The following is an 18465-nucleotide window of genomic DNA, read 5'->3' as shown; positions in this document are numbered from 1 at the left end:
ATGGGAGGTCAATGGACCCTTGATGATCGCCTACGCGCCGTCGCCCCTGACGTCCCGAGGGAGCGCGTCTTCTCGGATTCGTCTAAGCGACCAATTCGAAAGTACCGCGGCACCGACGCTAGGGAATCAGACCGCACTCGAAGAGCTTATTGGCAACTGGGGCTGCCACGCGATTGATGAATTCCGTTCGCATCTGTGGATCGGAGCGCAGCACCGTGATCGCCCGTTGCTCCATCTCTCCCTTTGGTGCCCTCGGTTGCATTCTCTCCTCGGCCAACTGTTGACAGGAAGAGTTCTGGTACTTCTCCACCACTCTCTGTGCAAGTTTGTCAATCATCGGGAACGGTTGCGCGCAAAGGACCCCGGCGTCGAGAAAACACACGGGCGCGGCTGCTAACGCGATCAGGACAAAACGTTTGATCATGGAGTTTTCTCCTTTGACAAGCATCAGCGCTTAGTTAAGCGCCTATGGAAGTCTGCCGTCCACAGGCGGGAGGATTCCCAAACAAAACGACCCTACGCTTCTGCTGGTCGCCTCTTAGGAATAGCAGCGGACCGCGGAGTTGACCGCCGGAGGTCCTTTGTGCGTGAGCTGCACGATGCGCTAGTAGCTGACCAAATGAGCATTCTTCGAAGGTTCAGAGGACGAGTCTGTGCATTCGCCGTTATCGCGCTGCTTTGCGGATTGCTGCTGGCAGTTCGCGCTCGCGCCCAAGCACCTTCACTTGCCTCCTGGAACGAAGGCCTGGCGAAGCGAGCCATCATGGCTTTCGTCAGCGAGGTAACCGACAAATCGAGCCCCAGGTACGTCCATCCTGCAGACCGCATTGCCACGTTCGATCAAGATGGCACCCTTTGGGTCGAACATCCTCTCTATACAAAGGCCGTGTTTGAGCTCGACCGGGTCCACGAGCTAGCGCCCCGGCGTCGGGAATGGAATCAACAGGAACCATTCAAGGCAGTTCTCGCCAACGACCCTTCCGCCCTGGCTGGATTTTCCGAATCGGATTGGGAAACAATTGTCGCCGCCACTCACACCGGGATGAGCACTGAAGCCTTCGGGGAGATCGTGAAGCAGTGGCTGGCAAGGGCAAAACACCCCAGGTTTCATCGGCGCTACACCGATCTCGTGTATCAACCGATGCTCGAAGTCCTGGAATTTCTGCGCGCCAACGAGTTCAAGACCTATATCGTAACGAGGGGCGGTCAGCAGTTCGTCCGCGTATACAGTGACCGCGTATATGGGATTCCGCCGGAACAGGTAATCGGATCCAGTGTCCTAACCCAGTATGCGTATCGAGAGGGCAAGCCAATACTGTTGCGCGAACCGAAGGTGTTTTTCGTTGACGACTTCACGGGCAAGGCCATTGGGATTAACTTGTTCATTGGCAAGCGGCCTTGCGCCGCTTTCGGAAATTCGGGCGGTGATCAACAGATGCTCGAATGGACCCAAGGGGCCGGTGGTGCAAGGCTCATGATGCTGGTTTTGCACGACGATCCGGAGCGCGAGTACGCATACGGTCCCGCTGACGGTCTGCCGGATACCAAAGTTGGCTCTTTTCCCGATACGCTTATGGCGGAAGCAAAGAAGAGGGGCTGGGCGGTTATTAGCATGCGGAACGACTGGAAACGCATTTTTGCTTTCTCGGAGTGAAGTATTAAAATTCTTACAGATTGTCCAAAAGCGAGCTTTCTTTCGCGTCCGGCTTTAGGTCAGCTGGATCCTCCTGTTTGCGTTTTCCCTGAGCCACCGCCACTACCTACAATCGGAGCTCTGGCCGTGCAGCGATACTTTGAGTGGATTTTAGTCGGACCGACGTCTGCCGGGCCTTTACTCACCTGGCGGGCGCGCGTTCACCGAGCCCTCTTCGGTCGTACCCGTGGTGAAAAACGCCGTTCACGATGTGGAGGTTCACTGCGACAACTATCAGGCTCGTTTCGTCCCTTGTTAGGGACCGAGGAAAGCGCCGACGCCGAGACGCTCGGCGTTTGAGAAGTGCGGCTTCTGCGGTGGCAACCCCTTCAAGCGTGACCATTTTAGGGACTGCGTCTTGCGGCTGATGGCGCGGGTTACTGAGCAGAACCTCAAGCGAGTCGACTAGGGAACCAAATGAAAGAAAACCGAAATATTAGAAAATACCCTTACGTGCTGGTCGTTGTCGCTGCCTTGTTTGTTTGGTCGACAACCTCCGCTCAGCCCACCGAGTACAGGGCAAACAACTGGGCAGACGCGATAAACTATGCGCCCTGCGACATGTTTCAGAAAACGGCAGACGGCACATGGGTGATTCCCAAGATGGTGCTGGGGAGGGGTACGAACATATCATCCAACCAAACCTTTACGGGGGACCGTGGGGGCGAAGTTTTTAGGTGGGCGACCAGGGACTTGACTATCGTGAATCTAAAAATGACCAAGACGCGCGAGACCCGCATATTGGAAAGACGCTGCTCACAGCAAAAGTAAGTCCCATTCCCCGACTGGGAAAAGCGTCGCACACTCACACAAGACCAGCAGAAGCGCCATTTCGAAGGATTAGAAAAGCCCTTGTCTTTGTTGGGGAATTGGAGGCGGCGATCGGATTCGAACCGATGCATCGAGGTTTTGCAGACCTCTCCCTTACCACTTGGGTACGCCGCCCCGCCGAGTCTGGCCGCTTAGAACCGCCATCATCTATCATGCGCGCAAGGATGCTTCAATTGAAGTGGAATAATCGGCGTTGCCAAGCGGGATTTTTGGCTGGGCTGCGAGCCGCGAGAAGGTAAGAGCTGGGGTGCTCTGCTACGACATTTTCCATTTAGAAGGCAGTCTGTTAAACGCCGCGCATGGGCCGTCGCGCAGGCTTCGCGCGGCACTAGGTGGGGGATCCGTATGGCCATAATGCTATGCGCTCGCTCTGTTGGAGAGCACTCGTCGGTTTGGGCGGATTCGGTTCCTAGGTGAACGAGAAGGCATGTTCTCCCTGCGGTTTGAGTGGGAGGGCGAAAGTCAGGGGGCCATGGAGCTTTGGGAGGTTTCTGCCGTATTTTGTCAGAGAGGTATGGCCGGATGTCCGATCAAGTCACTTACGACTGGAATGCGATTGTCGACGATTTGAACAAGCTGTTGCGGCTGCGCACCACGCCTATCGGCATGAAGTTGTTCCGCGCGGCTGAGGAGATGGAAGCCATCCCAAAAATCCGGCGACCCAAGTCGACTCACACCACCGATCAGATCGTCGCTCAGGCGGCGCGCCTAGGATGGACGGTTGGTATCACTATGAAAGATCTGGTTGGCGCGCAGTGCGGGGCCGTGATTGGGTTACATCCACAAGACGAGGAATGGCTCTCGGGCAAGGCGATGGCGGGAGTCTGGTACTCCACGCTCGAGGATTCATCGGCGCATCAGCACGCGATGGACACCGTGCCACACGGCCGCTACACCGCGATGGCGGTATCGCCGCTGGTTTCTGGACGACTCAATCCCCCCGATATTTGTCTGATCTACGCAACGCCGGGCCAGATGATCATTTTCATCAATGGCCTTCAGTGGTCGGGCTATCGCAAATTTCAATGGGGTGTGGTCGGAGAATCGGCTTGCGCGGACTCATGGGGTCGGGCGCTCAAAACTGGAGAGCCGAGTCTTTCGATCCCGTGCTACGCGGAGCGGCGCTATGGTGGTGTGTTGGATGAAGAGCTGCTGATGGCGATTCCGCCCCATTTTCTGCCCAAGACGATCGAAGGAATGAAGCGGCTTGCATCGAACGGATTGCGTTATCCGATTCCACAATACGGCATCCAGTCCGACGCGCGAGCGGGGCTAGCTGTATCTTATGGATCGAGGGACAAATAGCCTGATCCGCTGCCCAACGTGAAAACGTACCGGCACAGGCTTTCTCTGCGAGGAATTTTTCAGGCGGGAAGCGGAGCTGGTTTAATCGCCCCGGCTGGGCGCAAATCCGGAATGTGATGCCGAAAAGAAAGACAGGGTTCGTGTTCGATGAGCTCTACATGTGGCACGATTCCGGCGGCGGCTCGTTCCCGACCCAACCCAGTGCGGGCTTCGAGAACCCGGAAACCAAGCGACGGTTTTACAATCTTCTGGCCGCCACGAGGCTCCTCGATAACCTGCAATCCATCAGGCCAAGACCGGCCTCAGAAGTCGACCTCGTACGGTTCCACACCCACGAGTACATCGAATTGATTCGCCAGCTTTCGGCGCAGCGCGGCGGCGATGCGGGCGAGCTGACTCCGTTCGGTGCGGGCGCCTTTGAAATTGCGATGCTATCCGTTGGTGGCGTAATGACGGCCGTTGAAGAAGTTGTGAAAGGAGCGGCCGACAACGCGTATGCGCTGGTGCGCCCACCTGGTCACCATGCCGAACCGAATCGCGGCCGCGGCTTTTGCATATTCGCCAACATTGCTGTCGCGGTGATGTATGCCAGGGCCAGGTTAGCCGTCAATCGAATTGCCGTGGTGGACTGGGACGTTCATCATGGGAATGGCACTCAACTGGCCTTTTACGAGAATCCCGAGGTGCTCACTATTTCGATTCATCAGGACAACCTGTACCCGCTGGGAAGCGGCTCTATCTCCGACAACGGTTTGGGTCCGGGTGCGGGACTAAATCTGAACATCCCGATGCCACCGGGATCTGGGGTGGGTTCTTACCTTGCGGCCTTTGAGCGTGTAGTCGTGCCGGCCCTGTACAACTTCAAGCCCGAATTGATCGTGGTGGCCAGCGGTCTCGATGCGAACGCGTACGATCCGCTGGGCCGCATGATGCTGCACAGCGAATGTTATCGACGAATGACGAACATGATGGTGCAGGCCGCCTCAGATCTCTGCGCAGGCCGCTTGGTGCTTGCACACGAAGGCGGATACGCAGAGGACGTACGTACCGTTTTGTGGACTGGCCATTGTTGAAGAGCTCGCGGGACTACGCACTGAAGTCTGCGATCCGTATCTGGAATGGGTGCAAAGTCGCGCCCACCAGGAATTGCAGCCCCATCAGGAGACTGCCATCGAGCGAGCGCGCGAGCTCCTGTCCCGCATCGGGTAGAAACCTGAACTCAGGACTCGTTGCGCCCCAGAGGGCACAGAAAACTCCCTGGGCGTCACCAACCCAGGCAAGGTAAGGTTCCACACAAGCATAGCCTACTGCCAATTCGACGCTGAAGGCTGTCAGGCTCTTCGGATACAGACCGGGTTTCGCCGGGCTCCATGAGAATTCCGGGAATCTGTCGGGGGTTCCGGCCAGAAACGACAGAAGCGTTTCAGGGCCAACTTAGGTATGTCAGTGACCAGTGTGCGACCGCCTGGTGTTTGTTTGGTACCATCTTCCTCGCCCAGTTTCGGAATGTACTTCTCGGTTACTCCCAGGTTAAATTCGCTGCGAGGTTCCCGGATAGTCCGGGATCCATTTGTCCATCGCCCCTGAAGAAGGGCACACTGCGGGTATCCAAAGCCGCCGTCCCCGAACTGATTTGTCGTTGGAGCGGCGACGAATCGAGGTCAGTTCCCGAAGCGTCTTAGGCTCGTTTCGGAGCGGGTTCGACTAATTAAAAGCGGGAGTTCGAAGCGTTCACGAACACTCGCGGCGTTAGGTATCGTGACACCGGGAAGGGTCCCGGTGTAAGCTACACTGCGTTCAAAAAGCACACCTTGGCATCGGAAGGTGGAGGAACTGCTGATGCCCTGACCCTGACTTGGGAAGTTTCGGGAGGCTGAGAAAATCTTGCTCGGACGTGTGCACCGCTGGTTCTTCACTATTGTCATCGTTGCCACTATGCCCGTCGCCGCGTTTGCGAACGACTGGGGCATGGGCGAGTCGAACTCGAAGATTCCCCCAAGCAGCATCTTCGACACGGTCTCGACTCCGGCGCACGAGATCAGGACGCTGGCGTTCTTCACGTGTTCGATCACCGCTGTGATTTTCCTGATCGTCGCCGGCCTCCTGGTCATCAGCCTCATCAGAGATCGCGCCCGCCAGGGTGACAACGGTCGCGAACCGCCGCAGGTCTACGGCAGCAATCCGATCGAGTTTGCGTGGACGACCGTCCCCGTCCTTATCGTGCTGGTCCTCTTCCTCACCACCGCGCGCACCATCTATTCGGTCCAGGCGCCGAGGCGCCCGCCGGGCGCCATTAGCGTCCACGTGATCGGGCATCAATGGTGGTGGGAGTTTCACTACCCTGAGCTCGGCATCGTGACCGCCAACGAGCTTCACGTCCCGCTGAGCGATCCGAAAAATCCCACACCAACCTTTCTCGATCTCGAGTCGGTGGACGTAGCGCACAGCTTCTGGGTTCCGCGTCTGGCCGGCAAGACTGATGTGATCCCGAACAAGAAAAACACGATGTGGATCGATCCGCACGTCGCGGGCACCTATCTGGGACAATGCGCCGAGTTCTGCGGCACCGAGCACGCGATGATGCTTCTGCGCGTGATCGTCGAGCCGCGCGCGGATTTCGATAATTGGGTCGCGGCGCAAAAGCAGCCGGCGGCTGTCGATGCGTCAGTCGCGCACGGCCAGCAGATCTTCGAATCCACCGCATGCGTCAACTGCCATGCGATTCAGGGCACCGGTGCGAACGGCCGCTTCGGCCCCGACTTGACGCATCTGATGGCGCGCGAGACCATCGGCGCCGGTGTCGCCATGAATAATCTCGATCATCTGCGTGTGTGGGTGCGCGATCCAAGCGTGATGAAGCCTGGGGCGTTAATGCCGGCGATGAATCTCGACGACAAGGACCTCGACGACCTCGTGGCTTACCTGGCGACTCTGCGCTGAAGGAGGGGAACGCGCTTGGCGGGAACTATCGATCGCGAAATGGGACTGGACGCCGTAGACGACCTCGAGCAGCTTCCGATCCTCGGCCGGCTGCACGAATGGGTCATCACGGTCGATCACAAGCGGCTGGGACTGATGTACATCACCGGCGGCCTTTTCTTCTTCCTGGTCGCAGGCCTCCAGGCCGCCACCATTCGGCTTCAGCTCGCGGTACCTAATTCCGGCATCGTGCCGCCGCAGGTCTTCAACCGCCTGCTGACGATGCATGGCACGGCGATGGTGTTCCTGGTCGGGATGCCGATCCTCACCGGTTTGTTCAACTACCTGGTGCCGCTCATGATCGGTGCGCGCGATCTCGCCTTTCCGCGGCTCAACGCCTTCGGCTTCTGGCTATGGTTCTTCGGTGCCCTGCTCCTCTACTTCAGCTATATCGGCGGCGATGGCTTGTATGGCGCCGGCAGCGCGCCCGATGTCGGATGGTTCGCATATGCACCGCTCACGGAACTGCCGTTCTCGCGCGGCAACAGTACCGACTATTGGATACTCAGTATTCTGCTCACGACCGTGGGCTCGACTGCGACTGCGGCCAACATTGTCAGCTCCGTGTTCTGCATGCGATGCGAAGGAATGACGCTCACCAAGATGCCGGTGCTCGTGTGGCTGGCTACCGTCGTGTCGTTCATGATTCTGGTGGCGCTGCCGCCGCTGTCGGCTGCGCAAGTGATGCTGCTGCTCGATCGTTTTCTGGGTGCACATTTCTTCGACACTCAGGCGGGAGGCTCGGCAGTCCTGTGGCAGCACTTTTTCTGGATCTTCGGCCATCCCGAGGTCTACATACTGGTGATTCCGGCCTTCGCGTTCGCGTCTGAAATCATTCCGGTTTTCTCCCGCAAGGTTATCTTCGGCTACAGCGTGATGGTGGCCGCCAGCTGCGCGATCGGATTCATCAGCATGAGCGTATGGGCGCATCATATGTTCTCGGTCGGCATGACGCCGGCGGGCAATTCCTTCTTTGCAGCCTCGAGCATGCTGGTCGGCGTTCCCACTGGCATCAAAATATTCAACTGGCTCGGAACCATGTGGCGTGGAAAATTGCGCTTCAAGGTTCCTATGCTGTTCAGTATCGCCTTCCTGTTCCAGTTTCTGGTCGCGGGTCTGACCGGCATCATGCTCGCGGTTGCACCCTTCGATTGGCAGCTTACCGATACGTACTTCGTCGTAGCGCATTTTCACTATGTACTGGTCGGCGCGATTGTCTTCATGATATTCGCCGCCATCTATTATTGGTTTCCAAAGGCTACCGGCAGAATGCTCAGTGAGCGTCTTGGCCGTTGGCATTTCTGGCTTTTCGTGATTGGCTTCCATTTGACATTCGATACTGAGCACTTCGCCGGCATGCAAGGAATGCCGCGTCGTATTTATACCTATCAACCTGGGCGCGGACTCGAGACCCTCAATTTTGTCGCGTCGATCGGCGCGCTCGTACAGGGCATCGCGGTGCTCATATTCGTGATCAATGTCGTTCGGTCGTTGCGATCAGGAGAGCCGGCCGGCGACGATCCCTGGGACGCATGGACGCTCGAATGGTCGACGACCTCGCCTCCGCCCGAGTACAACTTCGCGACTCTGCCGGTGGTTCGCAGTCGCCGCCCGCTGTGGGACCTGAAGCATCCCGACGACCCGGACTGGAGATACGAATGAACCGGAGCGCTGTCTGATGGCCGCCGCATCGACCACCATGCGCGCGTCGTCAACACCGTGGAGCGAGACACTCCCCTATCGCGGTCGTGTCGGGATTCTCGCCCTCATTCTCACCGAATCGTCGTTCTTCCTGATCTTCGTGGTCGCCTACATCTTCTATATCGGGAAGAGCTTGAGCGGTCCTTCACCTAGAGAGGTCCTCTCCGTGCCGATCGTGAATACGATCTGCCTGCTCTCAAGCAGCATCACGATCGTTATCGCGATCCGATCGCTGCGCGCCGGCTCTATTCGCAATTTCAGCGCGTGGTGGTTCGTGACTTTTGTACTGGGCGCTGAGTTTCTGATCGGCACCGCCATCGAATGGCACCGCCTCATCTATCACGAGGGACTGACCCTTCGAACAAATCTTTTCGGAACCACCTATTACTCACTCGTCGGACTGCATGCATTGCACGTGACAATAGGACTGGTTTTAATTTTGCTCGTGCTGATCCTGACAGTGCTCGGCTATATGAGCGAGCGTCACGTCGAGCGCGCCGACGTTCTCTCCTGGTATTGGCACTTCGTGGATTCAGTGTGGGTTGTGGTATTCCTTACCGTCTACGTGATTGGACGATGAGCTAATGCAATGCCTGTAGAGGGGAACCCCGACAATCCAATCGAAGCTCCCGCGCCGACTCCATGGCCGATGCTGATGGCGCTCGGCCTAACCCTCGTGTTTGCCGGCCTGGTGACCAACGTCGCAGTTACGCTGGTCGGGGGCGTGCTGTTCATTTCGGGCGCCGTCGGATGGTTCGGGGAAGTGTTGCCGGTCGAGCATCGTGAGCCGCTGCGGGTCGAGGCCGCCCCTGCAGCCATCGTGCCTGCGACGATCGGCGTTGATTACCTGCACGTCGGCGAGCTTGGCAATCGCGCGATCCTGCCGCTGGAAATTTACTCGTACTCCGCGGGTATAAAGGGGGGCATCGCTGGCGGAATTGCCATGGCGGGGCTCGCGGTCCTGCAAAGCGTGGTGGTTCATCACAGCCTTTGGTACACAGCCAACGTCCTTGCGGCGACCGTGCTTGCCAATCTCGCCAACGCCAGCACTGCGACGCTTTCGTCGTTTATTCCGGAGGCCTTTGTCGTTGCCCTGATCATTCACGCCTCTGCGTCTATCCTGGTCGGCCTGCTGTACGGCGTCATGCTGCCGATGTTCCCCCGCTACCCGGCGTTTTGGGCTGCGATCGTCGCGCCCCTTCTGTGGACCGGCCTATTGTGGTCGTCGCTTAGCGTGATCAACCCGGTCCTCGATGCGCGTATCGAGTGGCGCTGGTTCATTTTGTGCCAGATCGCCTTTGGCGCGGTCGCGGGCTTCGTGGTCAATCAAACCGAACGCGTCACCACTATGCAGCACCTTCCGTTCGCGGTGCGCACCGGCATCGAGGCTCCGGGACTCGGGGGTGACCGCGAAGGTCAGAACTGATTTGACCCCGCACGTCGTAAGATCGCTTTTTGTGGGCGTGTCGTTGACCGCGCTCCTCATCACCGGCTGCCGTTCCGCTCCCGGGCGTCCTACGCTCGCCGATTTTCCGCTGCGGCCGACTGACGTGACTGATTTCCGCACGCTCTACCTGGGGAACTGCGCCGGATGCCACGGCGCCGACGGCCGCTTCGGCGCGGCGATCGACCTCAACAATCCCGTGTATCTGGGCATCGTTGACGATACTTCGTTGCGCCACGTGATCGCCCAAGGAGTTCCCGGCACCCCAATGCCGCCATTCGCGCAAGAAGCCGGCGGCAGTCTGACCGGCCATCAGATCGACTTGCTGATTGCCGGTATCCGCGACAAATGGGCGGGTGCTCCTGGAGCGGCCGACGGCGCTCCGTCGTACTCGCTCGGGACAGCAGGCAACCTGGAGAATGGCGCGCAGGTGTACGCCTCGAACTGCCAGTCCTGCCACGGCCCCGACGCGAGCGGACCTATCGCTGCCGGCTCAGTCGTCGATCCCTCGTTTCTTTCGCTGGTCAGCAATCAGTACCTGCGCACGATTGTGATCGCGGGACGGCCGGACCTCGGCCATCCCGACTGGAAGCACGCTGCCTCCGGCCAACCCCTCACCGTTCAGCAGGTCGCGGATGTGGTCGCCTGGCTCGTTTCGAAACGTCCTGCGACTCTGAGTTCGAGGAAATGAAGTGGCAGACCAGACTACTCGTCGTCATTTCCTGTTCAGTCTCGGAATAGCTATCAACGCGATCGCTATTGCAGTGTTCGCAATACCGATTGTCGGATATATACTCTCGCCTGCGCGACGTTTCATCTGGCTTAACTGGATATCGCTCGGCCCGCTGACTGACTATCCGCAAAATCAGACTCGTCTGGCCGAATATGTAAATCCGTTTAAGAAACAATGGGACGGCGAAACCGCAAAGATTCCATGCTGGGTGCGCCATATGACCGGTAATGACTTCCGGGTCTTCGCCATCAACTGCACGCACCTCGGATGCCCCGTCCGATGGTTCGCCGAGTCCGAGCTGTTCATGTGTCCGTGTCATGGTGGCGTTTTCTACGCCGACGGCAGGCACGCCTCGGGGCCGCCGCCGCGCCCGCTGTATCAATACAGATACAAGATCGAAGCGGGCCAGCTGTGGATCTACGCCGGCGAGCTGCCGACTCTCGGCAAGCCGGAAGCATGAACGACCTGCTCAAATCGATCGGCCGATGGTTCGACGAGCGCCTCCAGGTGGCCGATGCGATCGTCGGGGTTGCCGAGCACCCCGTGCCGCGCAGCTCGGCCAGCTGGTGGTACGTCTTCGGCAGCGCCACCCTGGTCGTCTTCATTCTGCAGGTCGTCACCGGCATCTGCCTCGCCACGGTCTACACGCCCGCCGCTGATCGCGCCTGGGACAGTCTGATTTTCCTCAACTACAAGCAGCCGCTCGGTTGGTATCTGCGCGCCCTGCACGGATGGGGCTCCAACTTCATGGTCGCCCTGATGCTGATCCACATGATTCAGGTCTTTTTGTTTGGCGCGTACAAATATCCGCGCGAACTGACCTGGGTCGCGGGCTGCTTCCTGTTGCTATGCACCCTCGGCATGGCGTTCACCGGCCAGGTGCTCCGTTTCGATCAGAACGCATACTGGGGGCTAGGCATCGGCGCATCGATCGCTGGCCGCACTCCGATCGTCGGCTCTAAGATCGTCGCTCTGATACTCGGAGGACCGATCATCGCCGGCGGGACGCTGTCGCGCTTCTTCGCGCTGCACGTTTTCGTCATCCCCGGCGCGCTGATCGGCTTCGTTGGGTTGCATCTGTTTCTCGTGCTGAGACTCGGCATCAACGAATGGCCGATGCCGGGTCGGATCGTGCGGCGCTCCACCTACCTCCAGCAGTACCAGGAGATGGTGCATCGCGACGGCGAGCCGTTCATGCCGTACGCTGCGCAGAAGGATCTCGTCTTCGCCGGACTGATCATCCTGGCCCTCCTCGCCGTGGCGGCGCTCGCCGGCCCAATCGGTCCCAACGGCCAGCCCGATCCGACCATCATCCAGACCGTGCCGCGGCCAGATTTCTTCTTCTTGTGGCTGTTTTCGGTGTTCGCGTTGCTGCCGCCGTGGACCGAAACCGTTCTGATGCTCACGGGTCCGCCCATCGCAATCGGACTGCTGTTCGCCCTGCCCTTCCTGTCTGGCACCGGCGAGAAGAGCTGGCGCCGCCGTCCCATCTCGGTGGTAATCGTCATCCTGATCGTCACGACGATCGGCAGCCTCACCTGGCTCGGCACGTTCTCGCCGTGGTCTCCCGACATGGAAGCGTGGAGCGCGGCGCCGACGCCCGTCGACTACGTGAAAGGCCGCACTCCGCTCGAGCTCCGGGGCGCGCTGCTCGTGCAAAGCAAGCAGTGTCGCAATTGTCACTCCCTCGGGGGCCAGGGCGGAATGCGTGGGCCTGCGCTCGACGCCACTGCCACACGCCTGACCCGCAGCCAGATCGTCCGCCAGATTCTTCAGGGCGGTGGCAACATGCCGGCCTACGGAAAGAATCTTTCACCCGCCGAAGTCAACGCGATCGTCGCATTCCTCGCGACGATGCATCCGCGCAGCGAACCACCGGCGCGCAATTCGGCGCAACCGGCGGTTCCCGTTTCGAGCAACTAGATGGACCCCTCGCTGCAAACTGCGCTCGCGTCGTGGCGGCCTCCGGTCACTACGCTCGCGACCTTGATCGCGATCGCCACGCTCTACGTCCGCGGCTACCGCCGTGTCCACCGTCAGATGCCGGCGCGCTTTACGCGCTGGCATCTGGGCGCCTTCCTCGGCGGCATCGCCGCCCTCGCCCTCGCTGTGGCGTCGCCGCTCGAGGCGCTCGACGACCTTCTGCTGCAGGTGCACATGACCCAGCACCTGCTGCTGATGCTGGTATCGCCGACGCTCCTGCTCGCTGGAGCGCCGGCGATACCTCTGCTCCGGGGCTTACCCCCCCGCGCCGCCAAGCTGGTTGGCCGCGCGCTCCGCCCGAGGCTAACCAGGAGCGCCTACCGATGGCTCACACAGCCGCTGGTATGCTGGTTCGCCTTTGTGCTCGCCACTTGGATCTGGCACCTCCCCGCAACCTTCCAGCTCGCCCTGCGCTCGGACCCTTGGCACGTGGTCGAGCACGCATGCTTCTTCACGACAGCCCTGATGTTCTGGTTTCCCGTCATCCAGCCGTGGCCCAGCGTCGCGCGATGGCCGCGATGGGCGTTGTTGCCCTACCTGTTCCTCGCCGACGGCCAGAACACGATCCTCTCGGCGCTGTTCATTTTCTCTGGCCGCCTCCTTTACCCCTACTATGCGAGCGTGCCGTCAGTCGCCGGTTTCACGCCTATGGGCGATCAAATCGTCGCTGGCGCCATCATGTGGGTACCCGGCTCGATCTTCTATCTCGTGCCCGCGGCGCAGATCATGCTAACGATGCTTGGGCCGCAAAACCTGTTCCGCCAATTTACCGGGCAAGAGCATCTTCAGCGCCCCATCGCTGGCGAAGTTCCATCAACGACGCATTGGTAGGAGGCGTCGAGGCGTCGCGGAATCAGCACGGCTTTGGAATATTTTTCCGGCGGAAAGGCTCGGCAGAGTCTGGTACATCAGCTCGCGTCCCAAAGCAAAAAATTTTTCTGCCCCGGATTGGAGGGGCAAGCGTGTGAACGGGCTAACCGGTAACCCATCCACCGATTGCTCCAACGGTCGCGTTACCGCGCGACGATGCCCCGTTGCGATGACCGGTAACCCAGACTACGCGGGACCTCTTTTTGCACCGCCAGGCTCAATAAGAATGGAATTGTGCGATCTGACCTAAGCAGCGAGGCCATCCTAAATTAGAGATTGATCGAACCCATCAGGACCGCGGGATAACGCTCCCCCGCCGCCACTCCGCGTGGCGCGACCTCATCGATTCGTTTCAGTTCTTCCGGCGTCAAGCGAATTTTGTCTGCGTCGACGTTTTCCTCGAGATACTTGATTCGTCTGGTGCCGGGAATCGTGACGATATGGGGCGCCTGCGCGGTTACCCAGGCCAGGGCTAGCTGGGACGGAGTGCAGCCTTTCTCACTCGCGATCTTAGCGATTCGGTCGACCAGCTGCAGATTCTTCTGAAAATTGTCGCCCTGGAAGCGTGGCGACATGCGGCGGAAATCGTCAGCAGCCAGATCTTCGATTTTTTTGATTTGTCCGGTAAGGAACCCGCGGCCCAGCGGGCTGTACGCTACGAAGGCAATTCCCTGTTCTGCGCAGAGGCCCAGTAGTTCGTCCTCGGGATCACGACTCCAAAGAGAATATTCTGTCTGCAGCGCCGTGATCGGATGAACCTTGCACGCGCGCCGGATGGTCTGTGGCGAGGCCTCCGACAGGCCGAGGGTTCTGATCTTCCCTGCTTCAACCAGGCGCGCCATCGCGCCGACGGTTTCCTCAATTGGAGTGTCGGGATCGACACGATGCTGATAGTAGAGGTCGATGGTTTCGACTCCCAAACGCTTCAGACTCGCCTCGCATGCACGGCGAACATACTCGGGTTTGCTGTTGATACTTCGCGAGCCGTCCGATCCTCGCACGATTCCAAACTTGGTGGCCAACAGCACCTGATCCCGACGACCGTGAATTGCACGTCCGACGAGTTCCTCGTTCTTGTGGGGACCGTACGCGTCTGAGGTGTCCAGAAAGTTGACCCCCAGGTCGAGCGCCCGCTGGATGGTCGCGACAGACTGGGCGTCGTCACGCGGACCGTAAAAATCGGACATCCCCATGCATCCCAGGCCGATGGTCGCGACCCGGAGATTGCTGCGCCCAAGTTGCCGATAATTCATTAGATCCGCCTCCATTCGTGATGTTTTGGTTGTGGAGATTTGGTTTAGCACTACCGCGTTTACTGAAAGCGATTCCACGAGGCCCTTCCTGGGGTCCCGGTACCGGTGCATTCGCCGGGAAAGCTCTATCCCCAGACGCTTCTCCACTCCACCTCGTAGGGGGCAAACCTCGAGCACCCTTTTGCCTACCTAGGACGCGACGTGGACGTTAGCTCAGGTCTCCACGGCGTCGGGTAAGTACGATCGCGGTGGCAAGCGTAAGGATGATCGCCCCGACCAAATATACGATCGCGAAGATCGTTGTGCCTGGTGTTGGCGGCGCCGGATTTCGAATGCTAAAGAGCGTGACGTTGATTATCGCGTATGCGGCGTACAGCCAGGCTACCGTGAGCGCGTAGCGCTTCATACACCAGATTCCCACTGCATAGAAAAAAAGGACACCTGCCACCAGCAGGGCCAAGATTGTCGCGCCCGCCCCGGTGTGGCGCACGCCAAGAACCACGATACCGCTGGGCGGCATCTGGAGCCCCGCTACCTTCGACCCGGGAGGCAGCGGTTTCGATAGAGCCTTGAGCACGTCCACGACCATAGCCAAGGCGAGAAGTAGAGCCATCACCGTCAGGAATCCGCCGCGTTTGTTTCGCATCTCGGTTCGGGAAGGTCCTCTGAAATCCCAGACGGGCAGGCTAACGAGTTGCAATCGGATGGGTAGACAGGTCTCTCTCGCTCGCTTTCTCCTTTCGGGTTCCCAAAAGACAAAGTCACTAAATTTCGCGGGATCCGTCAGTCCGATCAGCTCCGCCCGTCGCGCTCTACGCAACCCGGCGCCATATTGGATAATGAGATGAAGTCCCTATGACAGGCCATAGCGCCGAAGCATACCAGGACTTGAGGCCAGACTGGCCGGTTTACTCTACCTGCTCAACATAGCAGCGGGTGCCTTCACCTATGGGTTCGTTCGATCCACCACGATCACACGCGGCGACGCGGGGACGAGGGCGACCACGCGCATACTGGGCGTCCTGATGGCGGTCGCGGGTTTGTGTTACTTGGCCAGTAGCTTGGCAAGCTTTCTATCCCCTCGGTTCGCTGCCCACCTGTTGCCATACATTCTGATACCCTCCGCTGTTGGTGAACTAGCGCTATCCTTATGGCTCCTCGTAATGGGTGTCGACGTCGAAAACTGGAGCAAACAGGCTTACGCGGCATAGCAGTCTCCAAGGACCGACGCGTCCGCGGATCAGATTTCTTTCGGCCACGCATCGCACCGCCGGAGCTCGGACAGGATCAGATTCACCAGTCCCCAGGGGCGGAACTCATCGAAGAAGGTCGGACCCACGTCGACCGCCTCGTAAGCGACAGCGAAGACTCTCCTGCAACGGAAACAATCCCGAATATGCGTGGTCGCTTCGACCAGAGCATCGACGGCCAGTTCCCAAGACTCGGGAATAGTGATGGTAGGTACGGACATGGCGTATCCTTGAAGGGCTAGATTAACCGCCTTGGCTTTCCAAGGGAGGTGCTTTATCAACGCCCTCCCAAAAATTAATATCGGCAAGATCGCGAATTTTGTTCGTGGCAAGAATCGAACACTTACCGGTATTGGTGTTATGAGCGAGGGTGGAGGCCGCCCGCCTTGGATGTAGTAAAAGAGCTTCTGCGGGTAGATTGGGGGGAAACAGGCATGAAGCTGGCTGCCTACGCGGCCTTCCGCTCCCGCAACCTTCTCTGGCGCACCGGAAGTGACGTTGCATTGGCCAAAGGCCTGATGCCCGACGACATCGCGGCACAGGCGATCGTCAGTGTCATCGGAGGCGAACGGAAATGGGAACCGGAACGGGGACCGTTGCTGCCGTTTCTCAAACGCGTCGTCGACAGTCTGCTCAATCACCTGGCCCTGTCCGCTGACAACCGGCGGATTGAACGCTTTTTTCAGGACGATACGTCGCCGTATGGCGCCGAGCGAATCGCTTTTCAGGATGGCGACGAAGGTCCGTGGCCGCGGCGCCCCGCAGATTTCGATGCCGCCGACCCTTCTGAGTCCGAATGCGACGCTGATGAGAGGATTGACCAGCTGGCAGAAGCGGCCAAGGGGACACCGGAGTTGGCTGAAGTACTTAATGCAATACTCGAGTTTAACGAGACGAGGCCGCGGCTCATCGCGATTCGAATCGGAAGACCGGTGAACCACGTAAACAATTGCCTCAAGCGACTGCGACGACTGGCCCTGAAGATTTCGGCGGACGCGGAAGGACTCGCTGCGTCACGCGGAGCAATCCACCCATGAGTAAAAAACGCAGGAATCGGCGGCGCTCGATCGCAACGCTCGCGGAGCTGTTTGACCAGGTTGCACCCGATGAGATCGATGAAGCTCGAGAGGAATTGCGAGCGTTCCTAGTAGACCCTTCGGCGGCAGCCGGAAGGTTGGAGCAAATGGCGCTGAGGTCGATCAGAGAGCGCATCCTTCGCGAGCATGCGGATGCGGCGCGGGCACGAATCCATTGGCGCGTGGACGTGGACCTCACCAACAAGCTCAACTAAAGAATACGCGGGACGAGGCCGCCGACCTCGAATATCGACACTCTTAAAACGAGCGGTGGATTCATCGGAAGCGCGCAAGCGGTACGCTAGCCAGGTTCGCCACAAGGCAGGCTTGCGGTCGGAGCGCCTAATCGAGGCGCTTGGAACGGTCGCCCGTGAAGATTTCCTTGGACCGCCCCCGTGGGGAATCATAAGGCTACCGAACCTCTGGAACCGGGAATTTACCAGCGACCTTGCTCAAATCTACGACGACGTAGTAGTAGCGCTCGATCCCGAGCGCAATCTGAATAACGGGCTGCCCAGCGCCCTGACGGCGTTAATCGAGGCCCTGGAATTGAAAGAGGGCCAGACAGTCCTGCACGCCGGAACCGGGACGGGGTACTACACGGCGCTCATCGCCCATTGCGTCGGCGAAACTGGCCGCGTGGTCGGGCTCGAACTCGATCCTCAGTTGGCGACGAGAGCGCGCGAGAATCTGAAGCGGTTTCCTCAAGTCAAGATCCTTTGCGCCGATGCGACGACCTACGATGCCGGCAAGGTCGACGCGATCTTCGTTAATGCCGGTGCGAGCTTCCCTTGCCCGCGCTGGCTCGACAGCCTCAAGCCACTTGGAACACTGATCCTACCTCTGGTCCGATGGCCAAAGGGAAGCCGATTTGGATCTGGGATTGCCGGAATTGGTGCGATGTTCCGAATCGATCGGGAAGAGCACGGCTTTGCAGCGAGGTTTCTTTCCTATTTCGCGGTCTTTCCGTGCGTGGGCGCACTCGATGAGGAGGCCGACCGGGCGCTGGCCCAGGCTTTCGATGGCGGCCGGCTAGCAGAAATTCGGTGCCTCCGCCGAGACGCCCACGAGGCTGACTCCTCGTGCTTGCTCCACGGCCGTGGGTACTGCCTTTCAAGTGCCGATGCCAAGGCGCGTCCCGACAAGTAGAAAACGATGAGCTGCCGCGGCAACGGGGAGCGTAAAGGTACCGCGATGAAGAGTTCTTCCTTCTTTAAGGAGAGCAGCCCCTCCCCGACAAGGTAAAGGTGCCATCCTTGGTGCGTAGGCACGGAGCGGAGGTCGGCATTGGTTCGATCTCATGATTGGCGCGCTCTTTGCTTAATAATTTGGCCATCGAAACGTACT

At 59.2% G+C, this 18465-nt stretch carries 18 protein-coding genes and 1 tRNA gene; 14 read left to right on the top strand and 5 right to left on the bottom strand.

All coding sequences use genetic code 11. The annotated features are described in order from the left end of the window. Positions 1-118: 118 nt before the first annotated feature. Positions 119-424, bottom strand: coding sequence for a hypothetical protein (locus VGI36_17485; GenBank protein ID HEY2486939.1), 306 nt, complete (start codon positions 422-424; stop codon positions 119-121). Positions 425-763: 339 nt separating this feature from the next. On the opposite strand from VGI36_17485, the gene VGI36_17480 reads away from it, so the two are divergent. Next, the gene (locus VGI36_17480; GenBank protein HEY2486938.1) at positions 764-1654 is read left to right on the top strand and encodes an HAD family hydrolase; all 891 of its coding nucleotides are present in this window, start codon (positions 764-766) and stop codon (positions 1652-1654) included. 909 nt (positions 1655-2563) lie between these two features. Here VGI36_17480 and VGI36_17475 read toward each other — a convergent pair. Next, positions 2564-2638: transfer RNA gene (locus tag VGI36_17475), tRNA-Cys, on the bottom strand. Positions 2639-3046: 408 nt separating this feature from the next. On the opposite strand from VGI36_17475, the gene VGI36_17470 reads away from it, so the two are divergent. From VGI36_17470 to VGI36_17425, 10 genes are all read left to right on the top strand, one after another. Further along, on the top strand, positions 3047-3829 hold the full coding sequence (locus VGI36_17470) for a DUF169 domain-containing protein (protein HEY2486937.1): 783 nt from the start codon (positions 3047-3049) through the stop codon (positions 3827-3829). A gap of 116 nt (positions 3830-3945) precedes the next feature. Beyond that, positions 3946-4902, top strand: coding sequence for a class II histone deacetylase (locus VGI36_17465; GenBank protein HEY2486936.1), 957 nt, complete (start codon positions 3946-3948; stop codon positions 4900-4902). An 811-nt stretch (positions 4903-5713) separates the two neighbouring features. Beyond that, positions 5714-6769, top strand: a complete 1056-nt coding sequence (gene coxB, locus VGI36_17460; GenBank protein ID HEY2486935.1) for a cytochrome c oxidase subunit II — start codon at positions 5714-5716, stop codon at positions 6767-6769. A gap of 15 nt (positions 6770-6784) precedes the next feature. Beyond that, the gene (gene ctaD, locus VGI36_17455; GenBank protein ID HEY2486934.1) at positions 6785-8470 is read left to right on the top strand and encodes a cytochrome c oxidase subunit I; all 1686 of its coding nucleotides are present in this window, start codon (positions 6785-6787) and stop codon (positions 8468-8470) included. Between the two features lie 16 nt (positions 8471-8486). Then, positions 8487-9089, top strand: coding sequence for a heme-copper oxidase subunit III (locus VGI36_17450; protein HEY2486933.1), 603 nt, complete (start codon positions 8487-8489; stop codon positions 9087-9089). Positions 9090-9098: 9 nt separating this feature from the next. Further along, positions 9099-9935, top strand: coding sequence for a hypothetical protein (locus VGI36_17445; GenBank protein HEY2486932.1), 837 nt, complete (start codon positions 9099-9101; stop codon positions 9933-9935). Positions 9936-9966: 31 nt separating this feature from the next. Continuing rightward, positions 9967-10644, top strand: coding sequence for a c-type cytochrome (locus VGI36_17440; protein ID HEY2486931.1), 678 nt, complete (start codon positions 9967-9969; stop codon positions 10642-10644). Position 10645: 1 nt separating this feature from the next. Then, positions 10646-11146, top strand: a complete 501-nt coding sequence (locus VGI36_17435; protein ID HEY2486930.1) for a Rieske 2Fe-2S domain-containing protein — start codon at positions 10646-10648, stop codon at positions 11144-11146. Then, positions 11143-12609: a cytochrome b N-terminal domain-containing protein gene (locus tag VGI36_17430; protein HEY2486929.1), complete on the top strand. Its 1467-nt coding sequence runs from the start codon at positions 11143-11145 to the stop codon at positions 12607-12609. Before VGI36_17435 ends, VGI36_17430 begins: the two co-directional genes overlap by 4 nt. Beyond that, positions 12610-13500, top strand: a complete 891-nt coding sequence (locus VGI36_17425; GenBank protein HEY2486928.1) for a cytochrome c oxidase assembly protein — start codon at positions 12610-12612, stop codon at positions 13498-13500. Between the two features lie 308 nt (positions 13501-13808). On the opposite strand, the gene VGI36_17420 is transcribed toward VGI36_17425, so the two are convergent. The 3 genes from VGI36_17420 to VGI36_17410 form a co-directional block, all read right to left on the bottom strand. Beyond that, entirely contained in the window at positions 13809-14792 is a 984-nt protein-coding gene (locus VGI36_17420; GenBank protein ID HEY2486927.1) for an aldo/keto reductase, read from the bottom strand. A gap of 208 nt (positions 14793-15000) precedes the next feature. Next, positions 15001-15438 (bottom strand): hypothetical protein, encoded by a 438-nt coding sequence (locus VGI36_17415; protein ID HEY2486926.1) that lies wholly within the window; start codon positions 15436-15438, stop codon positions 15001-15003. 594 nt (positions 15439-16032) lie between these two features. After that, the gene (locus VGI36_17410; protein HEY2486925.1) at positions 16033-16263 is read right to left on the bottom strand and encodes a hypothetical protein; all 231 of its coding nucleotides are present in this window, start codon (positions 16261-16263) and stop codon (positions 16033-16035) included. 213 nt (positions 16264-16476) lie between these two features. Here VGI36_17410 and VGI36_17405 point away from each other — a divergent pair, with 213 nt between their 5' ends. Genes VGI36_17405 through VGI36_17395 form a run of 3 tightly spaced genes read left to right on the top strand, consistent with a single transcriptional unit; the run spans position 16477 to position 18267 of the window. Beyond that, positions 16477-17079 carry a hypothetical protein gene (locus VGI36_17405; protein ID HEY2486924.1) on the top strand — a complete coding sequence of 201 codons (603 nt, stop codon included), beginning with the start codon at positions 16477-16479 and terminating at the stop codon, positions 17077-17079. Next, positions 17076-17333 carry a hypothetical protein gene (locus VGI36_17400; GenBank protein ID HEY2486923.1) on the top strand — a complete coding sequence of 86 codons (258 nt, stop codon included), beginning with the start codon at positions 17076-17078 and terminating at the stop codon, positions 17331-17333. Before VGI36_17405 ends, VGI36_17400 begins: the two co-directional genes overlap by 4 nt. A 55-nt stretch (positions 17334-17388) precedes the next feature. Beyond that, complete coding sequence (locus VGI36_17395) at positions 17389-18267, top strand: methyltransferase domain-containing protein (GenBank protein ID HEY2486922.1); 879 nt, start codon at positions 17389-17391, stop codon at positions 18265-18267. Positions 18268-18465: the final 198 nt, after the last annotated feature.

It is taken from the genome of Candidatus Binataceae bacterium, from assembly GCA_036495685.1.
Lineage (GTDB): Bacteria > Desulfobacterota > Binatia > Binatales > Binataceae > JAFAHS01.
This window is presented reverse-complemented; position numbering and strand designations above follow the sequence as displayed.

Coding starts and splice junctions, on each gene's coding strand:
- VGI36_17485 (HEY2486939.1), bottom strand. CDS start 424: ATGATCAAACGTTTTGTCCTGATCGCGTTAGCAGCCGCGCCCGTGTGT.
- VGI36_17480 (HEY2486938.1), top strand. CDS start 764: ATGGCTTTCGTCAGCGAGGTAACCGACAAATCGAGCCCCAGGTACGTC.
- VGI36_17470 (HEY2486937.1), top strand. CDS start 3,047: ATGTCCGATCAAGTCACTTACGACTGGAATGCGATTGTCGACGATTTG.
- VGI36_17465 (HEY2486936.1), top strand. CDS start 3,946: ATGCCGAAAAGAAAGACAGGGTTCGTGTTCGATGAGCTCTACATGTGG.
- VGI36_17450 (HEY2486933.1), top strand. CDS start 8,487: ATGGCCGCCGCATCGACCACCATGCGCGCGTCGTCAACACCGTGGAGC.
- VGI36_17445 (HEY2486932.1), top strand. CDS start 9,099: ATGCCTGTAGAGGGGAACCCCGACAATCCAATCGAAGCTCCCGCGCCG.
- VGI36_17430 (HEY2486929.1), top strand. CDS start 11,143: ATGAACGACCTGCTCAAATCGATCGGCCGATGGTTCGACGAGCGCCTC.
- VGI36_17425 (HEY2486928.1), top strand. CDS start 12,610: ATGGACCCCTCGCTGCAAACTGCGCTCGCGTCGTGGCGGCCTCCGGTC.
- VGI36_17420 (HEY2486927.1), bottom strand. CDS start 14,792: ATGAATTATCGGCAACTTGGGCGCAGCAATCTCCGGGTCGCGACCATC.
- VGI36_17415 (HEY2486926.1), bottom strand. CDS start 15,438: ATGCGAAACAAACGCGGCGGATTCCTGACGGTGATGGCTCTACTTCTC.
- VGI36_17410 (HEY2486925.1), bottom strand. CDS start 16,263: ATGTCCGTACCTACCATCACTATTCCCGAGTCTTGGGAACTGGCCGTC.
- VGI36_17405 (HEY2486924.1), top strand. CDS start 16,477: ATGAAGCTGGCTGCCTACGCGGCCTTCCGCTCCCGCAACCTTCTCTGG.
- VGI36_17400 (HEY2486923.1), top strand. CDS start 17,076: ATGAGTAAAAAACGCAGGAATCGGCGGCGCTCGATCGCAACGCTCGCG.